The organism is Geodermatophilus sp. SYSU D01106 (assembly GCF_054049995.1).
This window is the reverse complement of the sequence record NZ_JBJGYM010000012.1, coordinates 33238-58699: the sequence shown is the minus strand read 5'-3', so window position 1 is coordinate 58699 and position 25462 is coordinate 33238. Positions and strand designations below refer to the sequence as shown.

22 protein-coding genes are annotated in these 25462 nt (G+C 76.1%); 6 read left to right on the top strand and 16 right to left on the bottom strand.

Going from position 1 to position 25462, the window contains the following annotated elements:
- Nucleotides 1-56 precede the first annotated feature (56 nt).
- The 4 genes from ppk2 to ACI78R_RS14090 all read right to left on the bottom strand — a co-directional run bounded on the left by ppk2 (nt 57) and on the right by ACI78R_RS14090 (nt 7404).
- On the bottom strand, nt 57-1079 hold the full coding sequence (gene ppk2 / locus ACI78R_RS14105) for a polyphosphate kinase 2 (protein WP_457041172.1): 1023 nt from the start codon (nt 1077-1079) through the stop codon (nt 57-59).
- A 24-nt stretch (nt 1080-1103) separates the two neighbouring features.
- Complete coding sequence (locus ACI78R_RS14100) at nt 1104-1820, bottom strand: 1-acyl-sn-glycerol-3-phosphate acyltransferase (protein ID WP_457041171.1); 717 nt, start codon at nt 1818-1820, stop codon at nt 1104-1106.
- A 237-nt stretch (nt 1821-2057) separates the two neighbouring features.
- Entirely contained in the window at nt 2058-6965 is a 4908-nt protein-coding gene (locus ACI78R_RS14095; RefSeq protein ID WP_457041170.1) for an NAD-glutamate dehydrogenase, read from the bottom strand.
- Between the two features lie 70 nt (nt 6966-7035).
- Entirely contained in the window at nt 7036-7404 is a 369-nt protein-coding gene (locus ACI78R_RS14090) for a phage holin family protein (protein ID WP_083629036.1), read from the bottom strand.
- 159 nt (nt 7405-7563) lie between these two features.
- On the opposite strand from ACI78R_RS14090, the gene ACI78R_RS14085 reads away from it, so the two are divergent.
- From ACI78R_RS14085 to ACI78R_RS14070, 4 genes are all read left to right on the top strand, one after another.
- On the top strand, nt 7564-8520 hold the full coding sequence (locus ACI78R_RS14085; RefSeq protein WP_457041169.1) for a chemotaxis protein CheB: 957 nt from the start codon (nt 7564-7566) through the stop codon (nt 8518-8520).
- A gap of 69 nt (nt 8521-8589) precedes the next feature.
- Nucleotides 8590-9777 (top strand): AAA family ATPase, encoded by a 1188-nt coding sequence (locus tag ACI78R_RS14080; protein WP_457041168.1) that lies wholly within the window; start codon nt 8590-8592, stop codon nt 9775-9777.
- Nucleotides 9778-9892: 115 nt separating this feature from the next.
- Nucleotides 9893-10657 (top strand): ZIP family metal transporter, encoded by a 765-nt coding sequence (locus ACI78R_RS14075; protein WP_073422687.1) that lies wholly within the window; start codon nt 9893-9895, stop codon nt 10655-10657.
- A 17-nt stretch (nt 10658-10674) separates the two neighbouring features.
- Nucleotides 10675-11589 carry an alpha/beta fold hydrolase gene (locus ACI78R_RS14070; RefSeq protein WP_457041167.1) on the top strand — a complete coding sequence of 305 codons (915 nt, stop codon included), beginning with the start codon at nt 10675-10677 and terminating at the stop codon, nt 11587-11589.
- Nucleotides 11590-11617: 28 nt separating this feature from the next.
- Here the strand turns inward: ACI78R_RS14070 and ACI78R_RS14065 are convergent, their stop codons facing one another.
- Nucleotides 11618-13390 (bottom strand): SpoIIE family protein phosphatase, encoded by a 1773-nt coding sequence (locus tag ACI78R_RS14065; RefSeq protein ID WP_457041166.1) that lies wholly within the window; start codon nt 13388-13390, stop codon nt 11618-11620.
- Nucleotides 13391-13568: 178 nt separating this feature from the next.
- Between ACI78R_RS14065 and ACI78R_RS14060 the strand changes: the two genes are divergently transcribed.
- Complete coding sequence (locus tag ACI78R_RS14060) at nt 13569-15209, top strand: SpoIIE family protein phosphatase (RefSeq protein WP_336030525.1); 1641 nt, start codon at nt 13569-13571, stop codon at nt 15207-15209.
- A 101-nt stretch (nt 15210-15310) separates the two neighbouring features.
- Nucleotides 15311-15769: an ATP-binding protein gene (locus ACI78R_RS14055; RefSeq protein WP_454553880.1), complete on the top strand. Its 459-nt coding sequence runs from the start codon at nt 15311-15313 to the stop codon at nt 15767-15769.
- A 43-nt stretch (nt 15770-15812) separates the two neighbouring features.
- On the opposite strand, the gene ACI78R_RS14050 is transcribed toward ACI78R_RS14055, so the two are convergent.
- From ACI78R_RS14050 to ACI78R_RS14000, 11 genes are all read right to left on the bottom strand, one after another.
- On the bottom strand, nt 15813-16205 hold the full coding sequence (locus tag ACI78R_RS14050) for an MmcQ/YjbR family DNA-binding protein (protein ID WP_457041165.1): 393 nt from the start codon (nt 16203-16205) through the stop codon (nt 15813-15815).
- Between the two features lie 148 nt (nt 16206-16353).
- Entirely contained in the window at nt 16354-16950 is a 597-nt protein-coding gene (locus ACI78R_RS14045) for a GDSL-type esterase/lipase family protein (RefSeq protein ID WP_457041164.1), read from the bottom strand.
- A 217-nt stretch (nt 16951-17167) separates the two neighbouring features.
- The gene (locus ACI78R_RS14040) at nt 17168-17659 is read right to left on the bottom strand and encodes a hypothetical protein (RefSeq protein WP_336030518.1); all 492 of its coding nucleotides are present in this window, start codon (nt 17657-17659) and stop codon (nt 17168-17170) included.
- A complete protein-coding gene (locus ACI78R_RS14035; protein ID WP_336030516.1) occupies nt 17656-18018 on the bottom strand; it encodes a response regulator in 363 nt (120 codons plus the stop codon). The genes ACI78R_RS14040 and ACI78R_RS14035 overlap by 4 nt, the downstream gene beginning before the upstream one ends.
- Nucleotides 18015-18539 carry a chemotaxis protein CheX gene (locus tag ACI78R_RS14030; RefSeq protein ID WP_073422771.1) on the bottom strand — a complete coding sequence of 175 codons (525 nt, stop codon included), beginning with the start codon at nt 18537-18539 and terminating at the stop codon, nt 18015-18017. The genes ACI78R_RS14035 and ACI78R_RS14030 overlap by 4 nt, the downstream gene beginning before the upstream one ends.
- On the bottom strand, nt 18536-18925 hold the full coding sequence (locus tag ACI78R_RS14025; RefSeq protein WP_245794901.1) for a response regulator: 390 nt from the start codon (nt 18923-18925) through the stop codon (nt 18536-18538). The genes ACI78R_RS14030 and ACI78R_RS14025 overlap by 4 nt, the downstream gene beginning before the upstream one ends.
- A complete protein-coding gene (locus ACI78R_RS14020; protein ID WP_454553884.1) occupies nt 18922-19746 on the bottom strand; it encodes a CheR family methyltransferase in 825 nt (274 codons plus the stop codon). Before ACI78R_RS14020 ends, ACI78R_RS14025 begins: the two co-directional genes overlap by 4 nt.
- A complete protein-coding gene (locus tag ACI78R_RS14015) occupies nt 19743-20882 on the bottom strand; it encodes a protein-glutamate methylesterase/protein-glutamine glutaminase (protein ID WP_073422773.1) in 1140 nt (379 codons plus the stop codon). The genes ACI78R_RS14020 and ACI78R_RS14015 overlap by 4 nt, the downstream gene beginning before the upstream one ends.
- Nucleotides 20883-21464: 582 nt before the next feature.
- Nucleotides 21465-22355: a hypothetical protein gene (locus ACI78R_RS14010; protein WP_073422774.1), complete on the bottom strand. Its 891-nt coding sequence runs from the start codon at nt 22353-22355 to the stop codon at nt 21465-21467.
- A gap of 158 nt (nt 22356-22513) precedes the next feature.
- Nucleotides 22514-22966 carry a chemotaxis protein CheW gene (locus ACI78R_RS14005; protein WP_217651365.1) on the bottom strand — a complete coding sequence of 151 codons (453 nt, stop codon included), beginning with the start codon at nt 22964-22966 and terminating at the stop codon, nt 22514-22516.
- Nucleotide 22967: 1 nt separating this feature from the next.
- Complete coding sequence (locus tag ACI78R_RS14000; protein WP_457041163.1) at nt 22968-25367, bottom strand: chemotaxis protein CheA; 2400 nt, start codon at nt 25365-25367, stop codon at nt 22968-22970.
- Nucleotides 25368-25462 lie beyond the last annotated feature (95 nt).

Genomic DNA, 25462 nt, shown 5'->3' with positions numbered 1-25462 from the left:
GTCTGCGGCTCTCTAGTTCCCCGACTAGAGAGCCACAGACGGGCACATGGACGTCCTCAGCGGCGCCCGGTCCGGGGCGGCGGCGGGGCCACCGGGGTGTCGGAGTGCTCCTCGAGGACGTCGGCCGCCGAGCCCACGATCAGCGGGTCGGGGTCGCCGACGACGGCGCAGTCCTTGTCCTGGTAGTCCAGCCGGCACAGCACGTGCCGCATCGCCTCGAGTCGGGCGCGCTTCTTGTCGTTGCTCTTGATGACCGTCCACGGCGCGTGGGCGGTGTCGGTGTGCAGGAACATCGCCTCCTTGGCCTCGGTGTAGGCGTCCCACTTGTCGAGGCTGGCGAGGTCGGTGGGCGAGAGCTTCCACTGCCGCACCGGGTCGATCTGCCGCACGATGAAGCGCGAGCGCTGCTCGCCGCGGGACACCGAGAACCACAGCTTGAACAGCCGGATCCCGCTGTCGACGAACATCCGCTCGAGCTCGGGGGCCTGCAGCAGGAACTGCTGGTACTGCTCCTCGGTGCAGTAGCCCATCACCCGCTCGACGCCGGCGCGGTTGTACCAGGACCGGTCGAACAGCACGATCTCGCCGGCCGCCGGCAGGTGCTGCACGTAGCGCTGGAAGTACCACTGGTTCTGCTCGCGCTCGGACGGCTTGTCGAGGGCGACCGTGCGGGCGCCGCGCGGGTTGAGGTGCTCGGTGAACCGCTTGATCGTCCCGCCCTTGCCGGCGGCGTCGCGGCCCTCGAAGACGATGACCAGCCGCTGGCCGGTGTCCTTCACCCAGCCCTGCAGCTTCAGCAGCTCGATCTGCAGCCGGCGCTTCTCGATCTCGTACTCCCGGCGCTCCATGCGCTCGGTGTAGGGATAGCCCTCGCGCCAGGTCTCGACGCGCTCGCCGTCGGGGCCGAAGAGCTCGCGGTCGTCGTCCCAGTCCTCGTCGCTGTTCTCGTCGGGGAGGGAGTTGAGCCGCCACTTCGTGAGGTCGAGGACCTCGGCCTTGTGGGGCACGCGGACCGGCGGCGGGGCCGGCTCGCCGTCGGCGTCGTCCTCGCTGCGGTCGACGAGGGTGTCGGGCTGCACGGGGGCGTCTCCTCCCGGGAGTGGTCAGGGACGCTGGCGGCCGTACCCCGGACGGGCGCGGACAGTCCTGTTCCGGGATGCGGGCGTGGGCCGCGCGGGGCCGGGGTCGCCGGCCTCCAGCACGTGGGCGACGGCGTACTCGGCGAGCGCGGCCAGCGGGCGGGCGTCGGTGCCGGGCTGCAGCGTCGGCAGCAGGTGCACCTCGACGACGCGGCCGCCCTCCGCGGACCGCACGGCGACCGGGCAGACCGGCGCCTGCGCGTCGACGGCGGCGGCGACCGCGCGGGCACGGAACCGGCCGGGCTCGCCGTCGGCCGCGGCGCCGCCGGGGTGCGTGGCGACGCTGACGCCGGCGCGCAGCAAGGCGGTGACCTCGGCCCGCACGGCGCCGCTGCCGTCGTCGACGAGCAGGCCGCCGCGGCGGGCGAGCGAGCGCAGCAGGGGGGTGTCGACCAGGGCGGCGTCGACGACGGGGGTGGCCGGGACGACGGTGGCCAGCGCCAGCACGTCGAGCCAGCCGGCCGCGTTGGCGACGACCAGGCGCGGGCCCCGCGGCCAGGCGACCGGGGACGAGACGACGCGCACCCGCACGCCCTGGGCACAGAGGATGTCGGCGGCGGTGCACACGAGCAGGCGCCGGCGGCGGCGGTCCCCGCCCCACGAGGCGGTGGCGGCGCGGACGGCGGTGCGGGCCACCGTGCTCGCGACGGCGGGCGTCAGGGTGGCGGTCGGGTTGTCCACGGGGCCTCCCGGTGTGGTCTCTCCGGGGGCCAGCGTCGGCGGCTCAGGTGTCCTGCGGGTGACGGCCGTGCGGAGATCCCCCGTCGGGACCGTGCACTCCCTCCCGGGTGACCACCCGTGCGGGTGCACGCGCGCCTGCGCGGCCTCTCGTGTCGATCATCGGATGCGTGCACGGGACACGCGCGGACACGCCGGGACGAGCGGCACGCATCCGATGATCGACGGTTGCGCGGACCCCTACCGGCGGCGGAGGCCGCGCAGGGTGCGCACCGCGACCACCAGCTCGGGCAGCTCGTGCCGGTCGCCGGCGGCGATGTCGGCGAGCTGGGCGGCGGCGCGGCGCTGCGGGCCGTCCCAGCCCTCCGCCCACTCCCCCACCAGCTCGGCGGCGTCGCCGCTCCCCCGCGCGGACAGCACCTCGACGGCGAGCTCGGCCTGCTCGGCGGCCAGGTCGTCGCGCAGCGCGGCGCGGGCCATCGACGGCCAGCGCCGGTCCCGCGGCAGCGCGATGACGAGCTCGCGCAGCGGCACCAGTGCCAGCCGCTCGGCCAGCTCCTGCGCCACCCGCCCGGCCAGCTCGATCGGCGCCCCGGTGCGCTCGGCGACGACGGCGAGGTCCAGCGCGGCCGGCAGCAGCGGCGCCGCGGCCACCTCCCCCGCCAGCGCCTCGGGCACCCCGGCCGCGCGCAGCCGCTCGGCCCGCGCCGCGTAGGACGCCGCCTCGTCGCCCAGCAGCCACCCGGGCAGGCCGGCGCGCACCGCCGCCACCGGCGCGGCGAACCGCTCGGTCACCGCGGTGATCCCCGCGGCCGGGTGGACCAGGAGCTCGGGCAGCCGCAGCAGCCACCGCGCGGCCCGCTCCGACAGGCGCGTGGCCTCGGTGCGCAGCTCCACCTGCACCGGCGCGGGCACCCGGTTGTCCAGCGGCCGGACGGCGTCCCACAGCCCGTCGACGTCGAACACCGCCCGGGCCACCGCGTGCGCCCGCACGACGGCGGCGAGGTCCAGGCCGGTCTCCTCGGCGAGCCGGTACAGGCCCGTGACCCCGGCGGTGTTGACCGCCCGGTTGGTCAGCGCGGTCGCGATGATCTCCCGCCGCAGCGGGTGGCCGTCGACGGCCGCGGCGAACCGCTCGCGCAGCGGCGCCGGGAAGTAGTCGCGCAGCAGCCGGGCCAGCGCCGGGTCGTCGGGCAGGTCGCCGTGCAGGACGGCGTCGTTGACCTCGAGCTTGGCGTAGGCGAGCAGCACCGACAGCTCCGGGCTGGTCAGCGCGTGCCCGTCGCGGCGGCGCTGGGCGAGCGCGCGGTCGTCGGGCAGCGCCTCCACCGCGCGCACCAGCCGGCCGGTGCGCTCCAGGTGCCGGAGGAACCGCTCGTGGGCGTCGAGCAGGCTGCGCGAGGACGTCACCTCGGCGGCGAGGGTGGCGTTCTGGGCGTGGTTGTCGGTGAGGACGGCGGCGGCGACCTCGTCGGTCATCTCGCCCAGCAGCGCGGCGCGGCCGTCGGCGTCCAGGGCGCCGGCGGCGACCACCCCGTTGAGCGCGATCTTGATGTTCACCTCGTGGTCGGAGGTGTCCACGCCGGCGGAGTTGTCGATCGCGTCGGTGTTCACCCGGCCACCGGCCAGCGCGTACTCCACGCGCCCGCGCTGGGTGAGGCCGAGGTTGCCGCCCTCCCCCACCACGCGCACGCGCAGCTGGTGGCCGTCGACCCGGACGGCGTCGTTGGCCTTGTCGCCCACGTCGAGGTGGCTCTCGGACGCCGCCTTGACGTAGGTGCCGATGCCGCCGTTGAACAGCAGGTCCACCGGCGCGAGCAGCACCGCGCGGATGAGCTCCACCGGCGAGAGCGTGTCGACGTCGTCGGGCAGGCCCAGGGCGGTGCGCACCGGCCCGCTGACGGGGATCGCCTTCGCCGTGCGCGGCCAGACCCCTCCCCCGGCGCTGATCAGCGCGGGGTCGTAGTCGGCCCACGAGGAGCGCGGCAGGTCGAACAGGCGGCGCCGCTCGGCGAACGACGTCGCGGCGTCCGGGGTCGGGTCGACGAACACGTGCCGGTGGTCGAAGGCGGCCACCAGGCGGATGTGCTCGGACAGCAGCATGCCGTTGCCGAACACGTCGCCGGACATGTCGCCGACGCCGACGACGGTGAACTCCTGGCTCTGCACGTCGAGGTCGAGCTCGCGGAAGTGCCGGGTCACCGACTCCCACGCGCCGCGGGCGGTGATGCCCATGGCCTTGTGGTCGTAGCCGACCGAGCCGCCGGAGGCGAAGGCGTCGCCCAGCCAGAACCCGCGCTCGAGCGCGACGGCGTTGGCGAGGTCGGAGAAGGTCGCCGTCCCCTTGTCCGCGGCGACCACCAGGTACGGGTCGTCGCCGTCGTGCCGGACCACCCGTTGCGGCGGCACGACCTCCCCGCCCACGAGGTCGTCGGTCAGCGACAGCAGCGCGCCGATGAACAGCCGGTAGCAGGCCTGCCCCTCGGCCAGGACCTCCTCGCGGGAGGCGCCGTCGGGCGGGGGGTTGCGCACGACGAAGCCGCCCTTGGCGCCGGTGGGCACGATGACGGTGTTCTTCACCATCTGCGCCTTGACCAGGCCGAGCACCTCGGTGCGGAGGTCCTCGCGGCGGTCGGACCAGCGCAGCCCGCCGCGGGCGACCGCGCCGAAGCGCAGGTGCACGCCCATCACCCGGGGGCTGCTGACGAACACCTCGCGGGCGGGCCGCGGCTCGGGCAGGTCGGGCACGGCGTGCGGGTCGAGCTTGATGGCCAGCGGGCCGCCCGCGTAGTAGGTGGTCCGCTGGGTGGCGGTGACGGCGGCCAGCAGGCTGGTGAGCACGCGGTCGGCGTCGAGGGAGTCCACCCGCCCGATCGCCTCGCGCAGCGACGCGGCCAGCGCCTCCTGGCGGGTGCCCCGGCCGGCCTCGCGACCGGGCGAGAACCGCGTCTCGAACAGCGCCACCAGCCGGGCGACGACGTCGGGGTGCGCGGCCAGCGTGGTCTCCACGTAGCGCTGGCCGAAGGGCAGGCCGGCCTGGCGCAGCCACTGCACGTAGGCGCGCACCACGGTGACCTGCCGCCAGTTCAGCCCGGCCAGCAGCACCAGCGCGCCCAGGCCGTCGTCCTCGGCGTCGCCGCGCCAGACGGCCGCGACCGCCTCGGTGAACCGCTCGGGCAGCGACCCGGGGAACGGCAGCTCGCCGCCGGGCAGCGTGGCCGGCGGCACGGTCAGGCCGAAGTCGTAGATCCACGCCGGCCGGGCACCGATCCGGTCGATCTCGTAGGGCCGCTCGTCGACGACGTCGACGCCCATGTGCTGCAGCACCGGCAGCACGTCGGACAGCAGCAGCCGCTCCCCCACCCGGTAGACGGTCAGCCGCGGCTCGCCCTCGGCGGCGCCGCGCGGGCGGCGCAGCCGCAGGCCGAGCTCCCCGGGGGCGAGGGCGTCGAGGCGGGCGAGGTCCTCCACGGCCGTCGTCGCCGGGAAGTCGTCCTGGTAGGAGGCCGGGAAGGCGTCGGCGACGCGGGCGAGCACCTGCTCGGCGTCGGCGCCGTGGCGCTCGGCCAGGGCGTCGGCGAGGTCGTCGGTCCAGCTGCGGGCGACGGCGGACAGGCCGTGCTGCAGCGCGTCGACGTCGACGTCGGACAGCGCGGGCACCCCGCCGCGGGCCACCGGCACGCGGACGACGAAGTGCAGCCGGGCGAGGACCGACTCGGTGACGTGGGCGCTGAACTCGATGTCGCGGCCGCCCAGGCGGGAGAGCAGCTCCTGCTGCATCGCCAGGCGCACCTCGGTCGTGTACCGGTCGCGCGGCAGGTAGACCAGCGCCGACCAGAACCGGCCGTAGGGGTCGCGGCGGAGGAACAGCCGCGTCTGGCGGCGCTCCTGCAGGTAGAGCACGGACATCGCGACCGGCAGCAGCTCGCCGGCCGCCGCCTGGAACAGCTCGTCGCGCGGGAGCGTCTCCAGGACGCCGACGAGCGTCTTGCCGGTGTGGCTGTCGGCGGGCACGCCGGAGCCCTCGACCACCTCGTCGACCTTCCGGCGCACCAGCGGTACGTCGCGCACGCCGGCGGCCGCCGCGGTGCTCGGGAACAGCCCGACCAGGCGGTGCTGGCGGGCCGGGCCGCCGTCCTCGCCGGGGAGGGTGACGGCGACGAGGTCCAGCCAGGCGCGGCGGTGCACGGTGGAGCGGATGTCGGCCTTGGTCACGGTGACCAGCGCGGGCCCGAGCGCGCCCGCAGCCTCCGGGAGCGCGCCGCCGGAGTCGCTGCGCAGCACGCCGAGGCCGGAGCCGGGGACGGCGCGCACGCCGTCGCCGCCCACCTCGACCTCGCGGGCGCCGAGCAGCACGAGGTTGCCGTCGGCCAGCCAGCGCAGCAGCGCGGCCACCTCGGCGGGGTCGTCGGCCGGGTCGGCGGTGGCCTGCGAGCCGATCTCCTCCAGCCGGGTGGCCAGCTCCAGGGCGCGGGCGGCGATGCGCGGCGCGTCCTCGTCGACGGCACGCACGTCCGCCAGGGCGGTGCGCAGGCCGGCGACGAGGTCCCCGGAGGCCTCGTCGTCGAGCGGCCCGTCGAGGACCACGGCCATCCACGACTCGGCCAGCGCGTCGGGACCGCAGTCGCCGACCTCGGTGCCGCCGCTGTCGCAGAACGCCCGCAGCGCGCCGGACACGTCGCGGCGCACCACCACCACCGGGTGCACGACGTGCTGCAGGCCCACGCCCTGGCGGACCACCTCGGCGGTCACGGAGTCGACGAGGAAGGGCATGTCGTCGGTGACGACGAGCAGCAGCCCGCGGCCGTCGGTCAGCCGCTCGACGACGACGGTGGCCGAGCCCTGCGGCCGGACGGCGGCCACCCGCAGGTGCCGCAGCGCCAGCGCCGCGAGGTCACCCGGTCCGTGCCCGAGGACCTCGGCCGGCGGCTCGGACCAGTAGTACCGCTGCAGCAGGGCCGGGAGGTCGGTGACCTGGCAGCCGGCCGGCAGGGCGGGGCCGCCGTCGAGGGCTCCCCCCGCCGCGGCGGCCGCCTCGGCCAGCAGTGCCCGCTTGCGGTCGTTCGCCGCCTCGAGGGCGACCAGCCCGGGCGGGGCGGCGTCCTCCGGTCGGCCGGGGACGACGGTGTCCACGCCGGTGGTGCTCATGACCACCGACGCTAGTGCGGGCGGCAGGCCGCGTCATGGCGGCGCGTCCTGCGGCGGGTCGGGGACGGGCTCAGCGGCGGTCGAGCACCAGGTCGGCGGCCCAGCCGACGACGGCGAGCACGAGGCCGCCGAGCACCGCGGTGCCGAACCCGTCGACCGACAGCCGGTCCGACAGCGCCGCGGTCAGGCCGAGCAGCGCGGCGTTGACGACCAGCAGGAACAGCCCCAGCGACAGCAGGATCGCCGGGAAGGAGAGGAACCGCAGGATCGGCCCCACGATCGCGTTGACCACCGCGAAGACGAGTGCGACCCACAGGAAGGTGCCGCTGATGCCCAGCGCCCCGTCCTCGTTGCCGTCGATCTGGATGCCGGACAGCAGCCGCGTGAGGCCGTAGAAGGCCAGGGCCATGACGACGACCTTGAGCGCGAACCTGATCACGGCCGCCACGCTAGCGGCGCGACCTGTGAGGTCCTGTCGTCTGACGCCGTCTAGGGCTCTCTCGGGTCGGCCGCAGAGCCCCCTAGACGGACCTCGAGAGGCGTAGGCGGGCCCGATCCGGGCACTGGACGGGGACCAGTCCCCGGGAGGTGGTCCGGCGTGGTGGACCGGCTCGTGGTCGTGGGCGCCTCGGCCGGCGGCCTGCAGCCGCTGCGGGAGCTGCTCGCCGCGCTCCCGGGGGACCTCCCGGCCGCCGTCGCCGTCGTGCTGCACCTCTCCCCCACCGGCGAGAGCCGGCTGCCCGAGCTGCTGTCCCGCGGCGGGGCGCTGGCCGCCCGGCACGCCACCGAGGGCGAGGCGCTGACCGCCGGGAGCGTCGTCGTCGCCCCGCCCGACCGGCACCTGACGGTGCTCGACGGGCGGGTCCACCTGTCGCGCGGGCCCCGGGTCAACCGGCAGCGTCCGGCCGTCGACGTCCTGTTCCGCAGCGCCGCCCGCTCGCACGCCGGCGGCGTCGTCGCCGTCGTGCTGTCCGGCGCGCTCGACGACGGCGCCGTCGGCTCGGCCGCCGTCGCCGCACAGGACGGCACCGTGCTCGTGCAGGACCCCGCGGAGGCCCGGGTGACGGGCATGCCGCGGGCGGCGCTGACCACCGTGCGCCGCGCCCGCGCCGTGCCCACCGCCGAGCTGGGCCCCCTGGTCGCCGACCTGGTCCGGCGGCCCCTGCCGGCGGCGCCCGGCGCCGCTCCCCCGCCCGACCCGAGGAGCCCGCTCATGTCCAGCAGCCCGACGTCCGCGACCGACCTCGGAGCGCCCGCCGCGCTCGGCTGCCCCGACTGCCAGGGCGGCATGTACGAGAGCACCGCCGACGGCGCCGTGGGCTTCACCTGCCACGTCGGCCACTCGTGGTCCGCGCAGAGCCTCCTCCAGGCCCAGGGCCAGGCGGTCGAGGACGCGCTGTACAACGCCGCGTCCAAGCTGCTGGAGACGGCCTCCGTGCACCGCCGGCTGGCCGGGCTCGCCGGTGGCCCCGCCGGGGAGGAGCACCTGCGCGCCGCCGAGCGGGCCGAGCGCCGGGCCGCCCGCCTGCGCGCCGAGCTGGACGGGGGCGCCTGACGCGACACGCGCTACGCCGTTCTACGGATCTCTACGGTCCGGGCTAGACGCGGCCATACGGTGCTCGACGTGGACCCCGTGCGGAACCCCTACGCCCCCGGCGCCGGGCAGCGCCCGCCCGAGCTGGCCGGCCGCGACGACGAGCTGTCGGCCTTCGACGTCGTGCTGGAGCGGATCGCGCGCGGCCGGCCGGAGCGCTCGCTGGTGCTCACCGGGCTGCGCGGCGTGGGCAAGACCGTGCTGCTCAACCAGCTGCGGTCGGCGGCGATCGGCCGCGGCTGGGGCACCGGGAAGATCGAGGCGCGGCCGGACCAGTCGCTGCGCCGGCCGGTGTCCTCGGCGCTGCACATGGCGCTGCGCGAGCTCCGGCACCCCGACCAGGAGTCGATGGACAGCGTGCTCGGCGTCCTCAAGGCGTTCGCGCAGCGGCAGACGCCGGCCGACGCGAAGCTGCGCGACCGGTGGCAGCCCGGCATCGACGTCCCGGCCACCAGCGGCCGCGCCGACTCCGGCGACATGGAGATCGACCTCGTCGAGCTGCTCAGCGACGCCGCGGGGCTGGCCGCCGACGTCGGCCGCGGCATCGCCCTGTTCATCGACGAGATGCAGGACGTGCAGGCCCCCGACGTCTCGGCCATCTGCGCGGCGTGCCACGAGCTGTCGCAGCAGGGCGCGCCGCTGATCGTCGTCGGCGCGGGACTCCCCCACCTGCCCGCGGTGCTGTCGGCGTCCAAGAGCTACTCCGAGCGGCTGTTCCGCTACCTGCGCATCGACCGCCTGGACCGGCCCGCCGCCGACCGCGCGCTGCTGGCGCCGGCCGAGCGCGAGGAGGTCAGCTACGAGCCGGCCGCCCTCGACGCGCTCTACGACGCCGCCGACGGCTACCCCTACTTCGTGCAGGCCTACGGGAAGGTCACCTGGGACGTCGCCGCGGCCTCCCCGATCACCGCGGCCGACGTCGCCATGGCCGCCCCGGTGGCCGAGGCCGAGCTCGCCGTCGGCTTCTTCGGCTCCCGCTACGACCGCGCCACCCCCGCGGAGCGCGAGTACATGCACGCGATGGCGGAGCTCGGCGGGCCGGCCGGCACCCCGGTGGCGACGTCGGAGGTGGCCGCGGCGCTGGGCCGCAAGCCGGCGTCGCTGTCCCCGGCGCGCGACTCGCTGATCAAGAAGGGCCTCGTCTACTCCGCCGAGCGCGGCCAGATCGCGTTCACGGTGCCGCACTTCGGCCGCTACCTGCTCCGCCACCCCGACTAGGACCCCGGGCATCGGATCCTCTCCCCACGTCCTGGGCGCCGAGACGTGGGGATCGGATCCCATGCCTCGTCGTCGGCGGACGGTTGGGCGGCGCAACCGGGGGCACCGAACGCCCGTGCCGGGAGCTGTCGAGGCGGGACTGTGGGGGCTGCTGGGCGGCGCGGCCCTCGTGCTGGGGGCGCTGGTCGCCTGGTTCGTCCGGGTCCCCCAGGCGGTCATCGCCTCGGTGATGGCGTTCGGCTCGGGCGTCCTCATCTCCGCCGTCGCCTTCGACCTCATGGCCGAGGCCGCCGACACCGGCGGGCTCACCGCCACCGCCGTCGGCTTCCTCGGCGGCGCGCTGGCCTACGTCGGCGCCAACGCGCTGCTGGCCCGGCGCGGCGCCCGCCACCGGAAGCGCTCCGGCGCGGGCGGGGAGCAGCAGCCCTCGGAGGACGAGCAGTCCGGCAGCGGCGCGGCCATCGCGGTCGGCGCGCTGCTCGACGGCGTCCCCGAGTCGGTCGTGCTCGGCCTCGGGCTGCTCGGCGGCGGCGCGGTCAGCCCGTCGGTGCTCGCCGCGGTCTTCATCTCCAACGTGCCCGAGGGCCTGTCCAGCGCGGCCGGGATGAAGGCCAGCGGGCGGCGGGCCGGCTACGTCTTCGGCGTCTGGGGCGGGATCGCGGTGGTCAGCGGCCTGGCCGCGGCCCTCGGCTACGTCGCGCTGGGCAGCGCGTCCCCCGAGGTGGTCGCCGTCATCACCGCCGTCGCGGCCGGCGCCATCCTCACCATGATCGCCGACACGATGATCCCGGAGGCCTTCGAGCGCACGCGCACCTGGACCGGCGTCATCACCACCGTCGGCTTCCTCGTCGCCTTCGGCATCGAGCGGCTCGGCGCGTGACCGGGCAGGCTGGGGACGTGGTCGAGCCCGTGCAGGTCCGTGTCCCGGTCGACGGCGGGGAGCTCTCCGCCCTGCACTGGGCCGCCGACGCCCCCGGCTCCCCCATCGTCGTGCTGGTGCACGGGATCACCGCCAACGCGATGGTCTGGGCGCCGGTGGCCGCCGCCCTCGCCGGCGAGTTCGAGGTGGTCGCGCCCGACCTGCGCGGCCGCGCCGGCTCCGCCGGCCTGCCCGGCCCCTACGGCCTGCAGCGGCACGCCGACGACGTCGCCGCGCTGCTGGACCGCTACGGCGCCGACGACGACGCCGGAGCCGACGCCACGGTGCTCGTCGGCCACTCGATGGGCGCGTTCGTCGCCACGCTGGCCGCCGCCGGCCCCGCCCGCGACCGGGTGCACGGCCTGGTGCTCGTCGACGGCGGGCTGGCGCTGCCCGAGCCGCCCGGGGCCGACGTCGACGCGAAGCTCGCCGCGCTGCTCGGCCCGTCGCTGGGCCGCCTCGGCACCACGTTCCCCGACCTGGCCGCCGTCCGGTCGTTCTGGGCCGGGCACCCCGCCGTCGGCCCGTGGGTGGACGAGCCCGCGGTGGCCGCGTACCTCGCCCGCGACCTCGCGCCCGGCGAGCCGCCGCTGCGCAGCGCCTGCGTGCCCGAGGCGGTCCGGGTCGACGGCGGCGACGTCCTGCTCAACGAGCGGGTGCTGGAGGCGACCGGGGCGCTGCCGGTCCCGGCCACGCTGCTGTGGGCCACGCGCGGGCTGCTCGACCAGACGCCCGGCCTCTACGACGACGCCCGGCTCGCCGGGATGGGCCTCGACGGGCTCGGCATCGCCGCGCAGGAGGTCCCCGGCACCAACCACTACTCGATCCTGTGGAGCGAGGAGGGGGTCGCCGAGATCGCCGCGGCGGTGGCCGCGGCAGCGACGGTCGGCTAGGAGGACCGGCGGCTAGGCGGACCGTCGGCTAGGCCGGGCGCCCGACCACCGGGGGCAGCACCTCGGGCCCGGCCTCCGCGGGGCGCTCCTCCCGCATCGGGTGGGCGCGCACCGCGAGCACCGCGACGTCGTCCTCGGCGCCGTCGGCGAGCATCTCGGTGAGCAGGTCGTCGCACAGCTCGGCCAGCGGCCGGTCGCCGCCGTCGGCCAGCAGCGCCCGCACCCGGTCGCGGCCCTCGTCCAGCGGGACGCCGCGCCGCTCGAAGAGCCCGTCGGTGAACAGCAGCAGCGTGGCGCCCTCGGGGACGACCGCCTCGCCGTCGGCCCGCGGCCCGCGCCAGCCGATGCCCAGCGGCGGTCCCACCGGGGCGCTGAGGTCCTGCACGGTGCCGTCGGGCAGCAGCAGCATCGGGTCGGGGTGCCCCGCCGACGACCAGCGCAGCCGGCGCACCCCGGCGTCCCGCTCGGCCGGGTCCTGCTCCACGCGGCAGACCAGCGCGGTGGCCATCGCGGGGACGTCGAGCCCGACGATCGCGTGGTCGACCCGGCGCAGCACGCCCGCGGGCTCCTCGAGCCGGTCGAAGGCGATCGCGCGGACCAGCGTCTTCACCTGGCCCATGGCCGCGGCGGCCTCGATGTCGTGGCCCATGACGTCGCCGATCACCAGCACGGTGTCGCCGTCGGGCTGCAGGAAGGCGTCGTACCAGTCGCCGCCGATCGCCACCCCGCGGGTGGCCGGGCGGTAGCGGACGGCGAGCTCGAGGTGGTCGGGCTGTACCGGCGGGGACAGCAGGCTGTGCTGCATCCGCTCGGCCACCTGCTGCGCGGCGGTGGCCAGTCGGGCGTTGTCGAGGGCGAGGGCGGCGCGGCGGGAGGCGATGTCGGCGGTGCGCAGCTCGGCCTCGGTGTGCGGCCCGCGCTCGGGCCCGTTGACCAGCGTGAACGCCCCGAACAGCTCGCCGCGGGCGAGCAGCGGGAAGGTGGCGACGGCGGAGGGGCGCAGCGGCGCCAGGGCGGCCCGGCTCTCCTCGTCGGCCGTCATCGCGACGACGTCCTCCGGCGTGAGGTGCGGGATGACCACCGGGCGGCCCTGCGACAGCGCCGTCGGCACGGGGGCGTTGGGCCGGTTGGTGCGCACCCGCAGGTCGGCGTAGCGGTGCATCGCCCCGACCATCGCCGGGTCGCTGTGCGCGCGGCCGACGTCGCGGCGGGTCCCGTCGGGGTCGACCACGCTCACCAGGCACCAGTCGGCCAGCACCGGGACGACGGTGGACGCGAAGCGGGCGACCGCCTCGTCGACGTCGGTGGTGGAGGTCATCGCCTGGCTGATGTCGCCGAGCAGGGCGAGGTACCGCGCCGAGGTCGCGGCCAGCACCGCGGACGCGGCGGCCTCCGCGGCCGCCCGCTCGCGGGCCGCGACCGCCGCCGCGCGCTCCTCCTCGGTGCGCCGGCGCATCGTGACGTCGTCGTAGGTGACCACCAGGCCGGCGGGGGTGAGGAAGGCGTCGGCGCGGAACCACCGGTCCAGCGGAGCGAAGAAGGCCTCGGTGCCGCCGGCCACGCCGGTCGCGCGCACCCGGCGGTACAGCTCCTCGAACGGCCCGCCGACGGCCTCGGGGAACTCCTGCCAGATGGCGTGCCCGACGAGGTCCGCGACGGTGCGCTCGAGGACGGCGGCACCGGCCGGGTTGACGTAGCTGAACCGCCAGTCGCCGTCGAGGACGAACAGCGGCCGGTCCATGCCCTCGACGGCCTGCACGAGCAGGTCGCCGGGCGGCGGGGCCGCGCCGTCCGGGGTCATGGGGACACATGCTGCCCCATCGGAGCGGCCCGGTCTCGGTTGCCGTACCGACCCGCCCCCTCCCGGTGAGGCGGCGCGCGCGCCGGACCGTTGGCAGGAGCGCCGGCGGGGGCCATGATCGCCGTCGAGGCCGCGGGAGCCAGCAGCGCCCCGGAGGGCACCGGGAGGTCCAGGGGCGATGGCCGACCAACCCGTCGCGGGGCCGTTCCCCACCGTCCCGCTCACCCGGCGCACCCCGGGCGACCCGGCCGCGCTCGCGGCGCTGGTCGACCGGCTGCCGGCCGCCGTCCTCGCGCTGGACCCCGCGGGCCGGCTCACCTGGCTCAACGCCGCCGCCGAGCGCCTGCTCGGCGCGCTGTCGCCCCTGCTGCTGGGCCGGGTGCTCGCCGAGGTGCCGGGGACCGCCGGGCGGGCGCTGGCCTCCGCCGGCGCCGAGGCCGCCGACACCGGGGAGCCGGTCACGGTGCAGGCGGCCGGCGGCTGGTACGAGGTGCGCGCCGCCCGGGCCGAGGAGGGGCTGGCGCTCACCGTCTCCGACGTCTCCCGCCGCCGCACGGTGCAGGAGCGCGCCGACCGGTCGGCCGCCCGCGCCACGCTGCTGGTGCGGGTCGCCGCGGAGCTGTCGGGCGCCCTCGACGGCGTCTCCGCCCTCGGCCGGCTCGCCCGCCTGGTCGTGCCGGTCCTCACCGACGGCTGCGTGGTCACCGTCGTCGACCGGGACGGCCGCGCCCGCGACGTCGGGTCCTGGCACGCCGACCCCGACCGCCGCGACCTGCTCGCCCGCTACGCCAGGGTGCGGCTGGACACGCTGCCGCCGTCGTCGCCGGTCGGGCGGGCGCTGCGCACCGGCGAGCCGGTGTCCTCCGCCGTGACCGACGTCCTGGCGCTGATGTCCGACGACGGCACGCGGGAGATGCTGCGGGCGCTGCGGGCGGAGTCGGTGGTGGTGCTGCCGCTGCCGGCCGAGTCGCGCACCGTCGGCGTCCTGTCGCTCTACCTCGACGCCGGCCGGCAGGTGTCGGCCGAGGACCTCGCCACCGCCCGCGCCGTCGCCGTGCAGGCCGGCCGCGCGATCGACCGGGTGGGCCGGCAGAGCCGCCAGATCCAGCTCGCCGAGGCGCTGCAGCGCAGCCTGCTCACCGACCCGCCGGACTTCCCCGGCGTCGAGGTGGTGGTGCGCTACGTGCCGGCCGCGGAGGCCGCGCGCGTGGGCGGCGACTGGTACGACGCGTTCCGGCACCCCGACGGCGACGCCGTCGTGGTCATCGGCGACGTCGTCGGGCACGACACCGCGGCGGCCGCGGCGATGGGGCAGCTGCGCGGGCTGGTCCGCGGCATCGCCCACTCCAGCCGCGGTGGCCCCGCCGAGGTCCTGCGGGGCCTGGACGAGGCGATGGCGACCATGCACGCCGGGACGCTGGCCACGGCCGCCGTCGCCCGGCTGGAGCGCGGCGGCACCCGGCTGCGGTGGGCCAACGCCGGGCACCCGCCGCCGGTCCTGCTGTGGCCCGGCGGCCGGGTCGAGGCGCTCGCGCACGAGGAGGCCGACCTGCTGCTCGGCGTCGACCCGGAGGCCGAGCGCCGGGAGGACGTGGTGGCGCTGGCCCCCGGGACGACGGTGCTGCTGCACACCGACGGGCTGGTCGAGCGGCGCGGCAGCACCCTCGACGAGGGCACGGAGCGGCTGCACGCGGCGCTGGCCGAGCTGGCCGGCGCGCCGCTGCCGCAGCTGTGCGACGAGCTGCTGGCCCGGCTGCTGGAGGGCACTCCGCAGGACGACGTCGCCGTGGTGGCGTTCACCGTGCGGCCGCCCGTCTGAGGGGGAGACGCCTCACACCACGGGGGCGGGAACGGTTGGGCAGCGCACCGGCTGGGCACCCCCGGGACCGTCCGAGAACGGGACGACGGCGGAGAGAGGACATGGCGCGAGCGAGCTGGCCCCTGCGACCGCTGCCCGACGGGCGCGGTGAGCTGTGGCGCTGGGACCTGGGCGACATCGCCGAGCTCCCGGCTGCGCGCGCCGGCCTGCGCGACCACCTGGGCTCGCTCGGCTTCCCGCGCGACCCGGAGGACGCGGCGTCGGACCGGTTGATCCTGGCGTTCGACGAGCTGGCGTCCAACGCGCTGCGGCACGGCCTGTCGCCCGTCGTCGCCACCGTGGTGGCCGGCACCGGCGGCTGGCTGCTCGACGTCAGCGACCGCGACCCGGACACCATGCCGGCGCCCGCGGTCGGCCGGGACCCCGCGAAGGGCGGCCTGGGCCTCTACCTCGTGGCGCGGCTGTCGGTGGCCCACGGCTGGTACGTCGACGACGGCTGCAAGCACGTGTGGGCGTGCCTGCCGACGTCGATGGAGGAGCACGCGGTCAGCACCGCCTGACCACGCCGGCCGGCGGTGGCGGATGGGTCCATCTCGTCCTCGTTCAGGCACCTGACGGCTCGCCGTCCGCCTGCCTCGCACCGGTCGGGCGCTTCGCCCTGGGGAGCCCCTCCACCACCAGCTCGTACGAGTTGCGCACCAGCTCATCGACGAGCTCCCGCGTCACCGCATCACCGACGCGGATGGTCAGCCAGTGCCGCTTGTCCATGTGGTAGCCGGGGACGAGTTCCTCGTACTGCTGCTGCAGCGCCTTGCTGTGCTCGGGCTCGCACTTCAGGGTCACGACCGGCTCGCCGGGCATCTCGGTCGCGAGCAGGAACACCTTGCCGACGACCTTGAACACCTCCCACTCGGGCCCGAACGGGTGCTCGTGCGTCACCGCCGGGAGCTGAGCGGCGCTCTCCATCGCGGTCTCGAGCAGTCTCACGCCGTCCATGCCGTCCCACTCCTCCTCGACCGCCCGTGCCGGCAGCCGCCGTCGTCCGGGACTCCGCCGCCCGGGGCAGCCAGGCTCGAGCGGGCATGAGGACCCATGCCGTCACCCTCGTCTGCCGTACTGAGCACCGCCTGACCACGCCGGCCGGTCAGGTCAGCCAGGCGCGCAGCGGGGGCAGGACGACGTCGGTGAGCAGCCGGTAGCCGCGCGCGTCGGGGTGGACGCCGTCGCCGGCGCGCACGGCCTCCGCCCAGGCGGGGTCGCCGGCGAGCGGGGCGGCGAGGTCGGCGAACGGGACCGCGCGGGAGGCGGCCACCTCCGCCATGGCGGCCGACAGGGCCAGCGCCCGGTCGGTCCAGCCGGCGTCGGCGCCGGGCGGCGGTCCGGTGACGAAGGCGGGCCAGCCGGCGGCGTGCGCCTCGTCGAGCATGCCGGCGACCACCTCGAGCGTGCGCTCCTGCGGGACGCGGCGGCGCCCGGCGGGCGCGGAGACGTCGTTGGCGCCGAGGGAGAACACGACGCGGTGGTCGGTGCCGTCGCGGAGCCGGGCGCGGACCTCGGGGTACCACCGGCGGGCGATGTCGAGGGAGGTCTCGCGGCGGATCCCGAGCGGGTAGCCGGTGACGTCGGTGCCGTCGGCCCGCAGCGCGGCGAGCACGGGCCCGACCCACCCGGCGCCGGTCTCGTCCCCGACGCCGGCGGTGAAGGAGTCCCCGACGAGGCAGAGGCGCAGGTCCCGGGTCACGGGGGGAGTGTGCCGTCCGGGCGGACGGCGGGTCCGGGTGCGCCCGGGGCGGCGGGGACGGGAGTCCCTGCGCCGCCCCGGGGCAGTCTCGATGTCGACCGGTCACGGTGTCGTGGCCGGTGGCGGGCCCGGAGGGTCCCCGCCGGACGCGACGGTGGTGCTCCGCGTCAGACGGGGACGGCTCCTGGCCGCGGTGTCGTCCGGTAGGACGACGTGGTTACGGGATCACCAGGGAGAGGCGTCCCTTGCCGTAGCCGGGGACCTCGACGGCGAGGTCGAGCCGGTTGAAGGCGGCGAGCATGCCGGCGATGTCACCCGGCAGGTCGTCGCCCGGGGCGTACGACGAGTAGAGCTTCGAGTGCGGGGCGCCGGGCACGTTGAACAGGGCCGACAGGACGTTGACGACCTCGTGCAGGGCCTCGGTGAGCATCGCGGTGAGCTCGCCGTCCTCCTCGACGACGTCCTGGACGCCGCCGGGCGGGAGCAGGGCCAGCGCGCCGCCGGTCCACGCCGCGAGCGGCAGGTCCATGACGCAGAGGGCGTTGACGGCCATCGTCGGGCTGACGTAGACGGCGACCGAGACCGGGTCCTTCTCGGTGGGCGTGACCGGGGCGCCCGGCGTCACCGAGACCGGCTTGCCGACCAGACCCGAGAGCATGTCCTTGACGGCCTTGGCGTCCGGCAGGACGACCGTGAGCGGGGCGGTCATGCCAGCACCGCGTCGAGGTGCTCGGAGAAGGTGTCGGCGGTGAACGGCTTGGCGATGAGGAACAGCGCGCCGGCGTCGGCGGCCTTCTCCCGCATCTCGGCCGAGCCCTCCGAGGTGACGAACCCGAACGGCACCGAGGAGCCCGCGCCGCGCAGCGCCTGCAGGCACTCCAGGCCGGTCATGTTCGGCATGTTCCAGTCCGACAGGACCAGGTCGGGGCCCTCGGACTGCACCTTCTCGTAGGCGTCGCGGCCGTCCTCGGCCTCGACGATGTCGTGGTCGTCGTAACCGGCCTGCCGCAGGGTGCGGATGACGATCTGCCGCATGACGCGGCTGTCGTCGGCGACCAGGATCTTCACAGGGGCACCTCGTTCTCTTCCTCGGTGTGCAGGGGGGACTGCACGGAGACCGTGAGCGGCTGTCCGCGCCACAGGACGTCGACGCGGAGGGTGTCGGCTGGGGAGCCGGCGGGCGGGGTGGCGCCGACCTCGGGCAGGCCGAGGGCGGACGGTCCGGGGAGGACGGCCTTGACGTTGCCGCCCACCACGTTGGCGAGCTCGCCGAGGGCGTCGTCGACGTCCTCGTCCTCGAGCACCTCCGGGGCGTGCTCGCGCAGGAGCGCGCGGGTGAGCTCGACGGCGGTGTCGCGGCCGGTGGTGAGGACGACGGTGCCGGTCCAGGGGCCGGTGATGCCGACCCAGGAGCTCAGCGTGTCGGCCGGCAGCGGCGCCGGGAGCGGCACGAGCACCTCGTCCTCGCCGACGAGGGCGAGCCACGCCTGCTCGGTGATCTCGGTGACGGTGGCCTCGTCGATCAGCTCGGCGACGGCCGGCGGGCGGTCGCCGGCGCGGCGGCGCGGCCCGGCGTCGATCGCGGTCACAGGGAGACCTCCTGCGGGAGCAGGCCGAGCAGCGCGAGCTTGTCGCGGATGGCGTCGGCGGTGAAAGGCTTGATGACGTACTCGTGGGCGCCGGCGGCCAGCGCGCGCACGATCTGGCCGTGCTCGCTCTCGGAGGTGACCATCATGAGGGTCACCGCCCGCCAGGCCGGGTTCGTGCGGACGGCGTTGACGAACTGCAGTCCGTCCATCACCGGCATGTTCCAGTCGATGGTGCACAGGTCGGGCACCCAGCCCTCGTGGAGGACGTCGAGCGCCTCCTGGCCGTGCCCGGCCTGCCGCGTCTCGTAGCCGAACCCCTCGAGGGTCCCGGTCACGATGCGCCGCATGGCGCGGGAGTCGTCGATCACCAGAGCGCGCACGGTCATGCCCCCTTCAGCGGGCGGTAGGCGGAGGTCCGGCCGATGACGACGCGGCTCCAGGAGTCGTCGACGCCGAGGGTGGTCTCGGCGGCACCGAGGAACAGCCACCCGTCGGGGCGCATGAGCTCGCGCACCCGGCGGAGGATCGCCTGCTTGGTGGGCAGGTCGAAGTAGATGAGGACGTTGCGGAGGTAGACGACGTCGAACGGGCCCATCCGCGGCAGCGGGGCGGCCAGGTTGCACTCGCGGGTGGCGACCATGCGGCGCAGGGTCGGCGAGACCTCCCACTCGCTGCCGGCCCGCTGGAAGTGGCGCACCAGCATCGGCGCGGGCAGCCCCCGGTTGACCTCGAGCTGGCTGAACCGGCCGGCGCGCGTGCGCTCGACCATCTCGCGGGAGATGTCGGTGGCGGTGATCGAGACCCGCGTCGCCGCGTTCGGCATCGCGTCCTCGAGCAGCATCGCGATCGTGTAGGCCTCCTGCCCGCTGGAGCAGGCGGCCGACCAGATCTGCAGCCGCTCGGCCGGGCCGCGCGCCGACTGCAGCGCCGGCAGCACGGTGGAGGTCAGCGCGGTGAACGGGTCGCCGTCGCGGAACCACGAGGTCTCGTTGGTGGTGAGCGCCTCGACGATCTGGCGCGTGTCGTCGGGCCGCGGGCGGCTGCGCACGGCGTCGACGAGCTGGTCGACGTCGGACAGGCCCATCTTGCGGGCCAGCGGGAGGAGGCGGGCCTCGACGAGGTACTCCTTGCCGGGCGCGAGCACGATGGCGCTCTCCCGGTGCACCAGCTGGCGCACCCAGTCGAAGCGGGTGGCGGTGAGGGTCATCGGTGGGCTCCCGTCGCGAGGGTCAGGTGGGCGGGCTGCGGCGGGGTGCCGGGGAGGGCGCGGGCCTGCGCGGAGGCCAGGTGGCGGGTGATGGCCTCGGCCACGCGGTCGAGCGGGAGGACCTCGTCGGCGAGGCCGGCCTGGGTGACGGCGCCGGGCATGCCCCAGACGACGGAGGTGGCCTGGTCCTGCGCGATCACGGTGCCGCCGGCGTCGCGGATGACGGCCGCGCCGGCGCGGCCGTCGGACCCCATGCCGGTGAGCACCACCGACAGGACGGCGCCGTCGTAGGCGGCCACCGCGGAGCGGAACAGCGGGTCGACGGCGGGGCGGCAGAAGTTCTCCGGCGGGCCCTGGGACAGCATCGTGACGGCGCCACGGCCGGTGCCGCGCACGGTCAGGTGGTGGTCGCCGGGGGCCAGGTGCACGGTGCCGGGCAGCAGCGGTGAGCCGTCGACGGCCTCGACGACGCGCAGGGCGCTCAGCCGGTCCAGGCGCTGGGCGAACTGGCGGGTGAACACCGGCGGCATGTGCTGCACCAGGAGCACGGGCACGGGCAGGGTCGCCGGCAGCGCGGGGACGACCTTGGCCAGCGCCTCGGGGCCGCCGGTGGACGAGCCGATGACCAGGACCGCGGGCGCCTTGTGCGGGGCGGTGCGCGGCGCCGGCGGGCGGGGGGCCACCGGGGCGGCGACCGGGCGGGCGGCGAGGCCGGGCAGGCCCACCGGACGCCCGGTGAGCGCCTTGATCTTGGGGATGAGCTGCTCGCGCACGCTCTCCATCGACTGCGCGACGCTGCCGACGTTCGCCGGCTTGGTGACGTAGTCGTTCGCGCCGGCCGAGAGGGCGTCGAGGGTGGCCGACGCACCCCGCTCGGTCAGCGTGCTGAACATGACGATCGGCACGCGGTTGCGGCGGGCGCGGATCGCGCGCACCGCCTCGATGCCGTTCATCTCCGGCATCTCGATGTCCATCGTGATCAGGTCGGGCTTGAGCGCGTCGACCTTGCCCTGGGCGAGCTTGCCGTTCACCGCCGTCCCGACGACCTCGATGGAGGGATCGGAGGACAGCACGTCCGTCACGATCTTGCGGACGACGACCGAGTCGTCGACCACCAGCACCCGGATCGGGTCCACACGTCCTCCTGCTCGGCCGGCAACGGCGGGGGAGCCGTTCCTCGGGGTCTCGGCACCGCGGGAGAGGGGGTCAAGGTCACTTCCGGAGCTGATCCGGAACGGCCTCGGGCATCCCACCCGCATCGCCTGTCCCAGGAGTTGTCGGCCGCCCCACCCGTCGTGTTGACGCGTCCCGCGCAACCGTTACGGCGGTGGCGGGTCAGCGGCGGGCGGGCGTTCCCATGTCGACAGGGCCGCCGGCGGGCGGGGCGGTGGGCACGGCGCTGACCTGCACGGTCGCGTGCGGGTGCGCCGGACGGGGCACGTCTTGCCGGCGGTCACGGGGAGCCCGCGGGACGGCCGCCCACGACCCGGCCGCCGTCGTGATCATCGGATGCGTGCACGCCTGCCCGGCGTGTCCACGCGTGTCCCGTGCACGCAGCCGATGATCAACGCGGCGGGGCGCCGAGGGCCCCGAGATGCGGGTGGTTGCCGCCCGGCCCGGCGTGTCCACGCGTGTCCCGTGCACGCAGCCGATGATCGACAGGGCGGCGGCGCTGGGGGGCGGCGCGGGAGGGCCGGCGCGGGGCGTCGGCGGCGGGGTCAGCGGCCGGTGACGCGGTGCCAGGGCGCCAGGAGGACGCCGAGGGCGCTGCTGTCGAGCAGGTCGCCCATCGCCACCCCCTGGACGACGCCGGCGAGGGCGTTCCACGAGCCGGAGGCGCCGTCCCGGGCGTCGAGGCCGCCCGCGGCGAAGGCGCGGACGGCGAGCAGCTGGGCGGTGGCCAGCGCGCGCGTGCGGCCGGAGACGTGCGCGGCCCACGAGGCCTCGTGCATGGCCGTGGCCCACGGGCGCTGCTCGGGCCGCCCGTCGTCGACGGCGGCGCGCCAGCGGTCGCGGCCGCGGGCGTCCAGCGAGGAGAACGTGGCCAGCAGCGACGACAGCTCGGGCGTGGCCGGGCCGAGGTCGGCGCCGGCACCGCGCACGGCGGCGTCGGGGACCGCGGTGGCGAACGGCGTCACCAGCTCGCGGCGCACCAGCGGCGGCAGCACCCCGGCCGCCCACTCCCCCACCACGGCGTCGGCGAGCACCTCGGCGGCCCGCTCGCGCACCTCGGGGTCGGCCTCGGCGTAGGCGCGGTGCTCCGGGCCGAGCACGTCCTCGCGCAGCACCCGCTCCACGGCGGCGACCGTGCCGATGGTGCCGCGCTCGAGCTGGGTGACGAGGACGGCGGCGCGGTCGCCGGCCGAGGGCGTCACCGAGCGCAGCTGCGGCACGGTGGCGGCGAGCTCGCGGGCGCGGCGCGAGCGCACGGCCAGGACGGCGCGCTGGTCGCGGTCGGCGTCGCGGGACCGGGCGCCGGCGGCGAGCGCGGTCAGCTCGGCGGGCCCGGCGGCGAGGCCGGTGAGCAGGACGTCGGCAGCGGCGCGGCCGCCGGGCAGGCGCACCAGGTCGAAGCCCAGCGTGGCGGCACTGACCAGCGTGTACGGCACGTCTCCCCCTCCGACGGCGCCGCCCGGGAAGGGGGCAGCGCGTCCAGGGTGGAGGTGATCACCCCGCGACGCCACGCGGCCGTCACCCGATCGCCGGAGGGGCGGAGGGTGACGGCCGCGTGTCGTGCTCCGTCAGGTGAACCGTAGGTGACTCTCAGTCACGCACCGACGGCCTTCTGCACGTCGAGGGCGAGCAGCAGCTGCCCGTCGAGCTTGTAGGCGCCGCGGATGAGCTCGCGGGCCTGGCCGTCGAGGGTGTCCGGCGGGGCCTCGAAGTCGGCCGCGTCGACGTCGACGACGTCGGCGATCGAGTCGACCAGCAGGCTCACCGCCTCGCCGTGCAGGCGCACGACGATGACGACGGCGTCGGTGTCGGCCGGGCGGGGCCGGCGGCCCAGGCGCTCGCGCAGCTCGATCGCGGTCACCACCTGCCCGCGCAGGTTGATCAGGCCGGCGACGGCCGGCGGCGCCAGCGGCACCCGGGTGAGCTTCTGGCTGCGCAGCACCTCCTGCACGTGCTCCACCTCGACGCCGTAGAGGTCGCCGTCGAGCCGGAAGGTGGCCAGCTGCCCGCTGGTGGCGCGGGCGGGGGTGTCGGTCGCGGTCGTCACGTCAGACCTCCAGCAGGGCGGACGGGGAGTGGTCGGTGGCGTAGAAGGCCGGGTCGGCCGCGAGGATCGCGGCGCGGACGTCGAGGAGCTCGGTCACCTTGTCGCCGAGGACGGCGGAGCCGAGCAGGCCCAGGTCGTCGATGTCGCTGCGGACGGCGGCCCCGCCGTCGACGATGTCGAGGATCTCCTCCACGACGATCGCGACGCTGCGGCCGTGGTCGCTGTAGACGATCACCTCGAGCACCTCGCGGTCGCTGGTGCCGTAGGCGCCCAGGTGCCGGTCGAGGCGGACGATCGGCAGGATCGCGCCGCGGTACTGCACGACCTCGCGGTTGCCGACCCGCTCGACGGACTCCGTGCGCACCTGCTCGAGGCGGGTGACGGTGTCCAGCGGGATGGCCACGCGCCGGCCCTCGCCGATCGCGGCGAGCAGCATCCGCTGCCGGTCGGTCTCGACGGCGACGGTGCGGGCCGCGGCCTCGCGGGCCTCCTGCCGCTCGGCGGTCTCGGTGCGCAGCGCCCGCCGGGCCAGCGCCTGGACGTCGAGGATGAGCGCGACGGCGCCGTCGCCGAGGACGGTGGCGCCGGAGTACAGGCCGATCGCCTTGAGCTGGCCACCGACGGCCTTGACGACGATCTCCTCGGTGTTGATGACCCGGTCGACGACGAGGCCGAAGCGCCGGCCCTCCGAGCGCAGCACCGCGATGACGACGTGGCCGTCGTGCCGGTCGGAGGCCAGGCCCAGGACGTCGGTGAGCCGGACGAGGGGGAGCAGCTCGCCGCGCAGGCGGTAGACCGGCGCGCCGCCGACCTCCTCGACGGCGTTGGCGGCCTTCTCGGCGTCGAGGCTGACGAGCTCCTGCAGGCTGATCTGCGGGATGGCGTAGCGGTCGCCGGCGCACTCGACGGTGAGCGCCGGGACGATCGCCAGGGTCAGCGGGATGCGCAGCCGGCAGACGGTCCCGCGGCCCGGCTCGGACTCGACCTCGATCGTGCCGCCGATCGACTCGATGTTGGTCTTGACGACGTCCATGCCGACGCCGCGGCCGGAGACGTTGGTGACCGCGGCGGCGGTGGAGAAGCCGGGCGCGAAGATCATCTGCAGGACGTCCTGCGGGCCCATGCGGGAGAGCTGGTCGGCGGTGACCAGGCCGCGCTCGACGGCCTTGGCGCCGATCTTGGCCGGGTCGATGCCGGCGCCGTCGTCGGCCACCTCGACGACGACCTGGCCGCTCTCGTGCCTCGCGCGCAGGGTCAGCACGCCCTCGGCGCGCTTGCCGGCGGCACGACGGCGGTCGGGGGCCTCGATGCCGTGGTCGACGGAGTTGCGGACCAGGTGGGTCAGCGGGTCCTTGACCGCCTCGAGCAGCGTCTTGTCGAGCTCGGTGTCCTTGCCCTCCATCTCCAGGCGGACGGTCTTGCCGCACTGGATGCCGAGGTCGCGGACGACGCGGGGGAGCTTGGACCAGATGTGGTCGATCGGCTGCATGCGCGTCTTCATGACGCCCTCCTGCAGCTCGCTGGCGATGAGGTTGAGCCGCTGGGAGGCGCGCACCAGGTCGGTGTCGGTGGAGCGGCCCACGTACTGGACGATCTGGTTGCGGGTCAGCACCAGCTCGCCGACCAGCAGCATGAGCGAGTCGAGCAGGTCGACGTCGACGCGGATGGTCGAGTCGGCGACGGCGCGGCGGGCCTGCTGGCCGCCCTGGCCCTCGGCGCGCGCGGCGCCCGCGGGCTGGTCCTCGTGGTGGTCCTCGGCGGGGTGGTCCTCGGCGGGGTGCTCGTCGGCCGGGTGCTCGTCGGCGTGCTCGTCGTGCGCGTCGTCGTGGGCCGACTCGGCGGCGTCCTCGACGACGGCCTCCGCGGCGGCCTCGACGGCGGCCTCGACCACGGCCTCGGCGGCCTCCAGGACGGCGGCCCCGGCGACGGGCTCGACGGCGACGGGCGCGGGGGCGGCCACGGGCTCGACGGCGGCCGGCGCGGCGACGGGCGCCGGAGCGGGGGCGGGCGCGGGGCGGTCCTCCATCGCGGCGCTGATCTCGGCGACGACGGCGGACACGTCCACGCCGCCCTCGCCACCGGTGGCCTCGATCGAGGCGAGCAGCGAGCGCACCGTGTCGACCATCCGCAGCAGCACGCTGGTGCGCTCGGGGGTCAGCGCGAGGACGCCGTCGCGCAGCCGGGAGAGCATGTTCTCCCCGACGTGCGTGACCTCCTCGAGCCGCCCGAACGCCAGGAAGCCGCTGGTGCCCTTGATCGTGTGGATCGTGCGGAAGATGCTCGAGAGCCGCTCGCGGGAGTCGGGTTCCTGCTCGAGGGCGACCAGGTCCGTGTCGAGCTGGTCGAGGTTCTCGTGGCTCTCGACGAGGAACTCCTCGACGATGTCGTCCAGACCGTCCACCGCTTGCCTTCTCTCTCGCTGTCCGGGGCGGGTGCCCCGCTGGGTCTTCGACGTCGGCCCGGTCCGTGTTGAGGCGAACCCCGGGCGTCGCCGGT

Bases quoted from the DNA above. Each gene is read 5' to 3' on its own strand.
- ACI78R_RS14095 (WP_457041170.1), bottom strand. From the start codon at position 6,965: ATGAGCACCACCGGCGTGGACACCGTCGTCCCCGGCCGACCGGAGGAC.
- ACI78R_RS14065 (WP_457041166.1), bottom strand. From the start codon at position 13,390: ATGACCCCGGACGGCGCGGCCCCGCCGCCCGGCGACCTGCTCGTGCAG.
- ACI78R_RS14060 (WP_336030525.1), top strand. From the start codon at position 13,569: ATGGCCGACCAACCCGTCGCGGGGCCGTTCCCCACCGTCCCGCTCACC.
- ACI78R_RS14055 (WP_454553880.1), top strand. From the start codon at position 15,311: ATGGCGCGAGCGAGCTGGCCCCTGCGACCGCTGCCCGACGGGCGCGGT.
- ACI78R_RS14050 (WP_457041165.1), bottom strand. From the start codon at position 16,205: ATGGACGGCGTGAGACTGCTCGAGACCGCGATGGAGAGCGCCGCTCAG.
- ACI78R_RS14040 (WP_336030518.1), bottom strand. From the start codon at position 17,659: ATGACCGCCCCGCTCACGGTCGTCCTGCCGGACGCCAAGGCCGTCAAG.
- ACI78R_RS14025 (WP_245794901.1), bottom strand. From the start codon at position 18,925: ATGACCGTGCGCGCTCTGGTGATCGACGACTCCCGCGCCATGCGGCGC.
- ACI78R_RS14020 (WP_454553884.1), bottom strand. From the start codon at position 19,746: ATGACCCTCACCGCCACCCGCTTCGACTGGGTGCGCCAGCTGGTGCAC.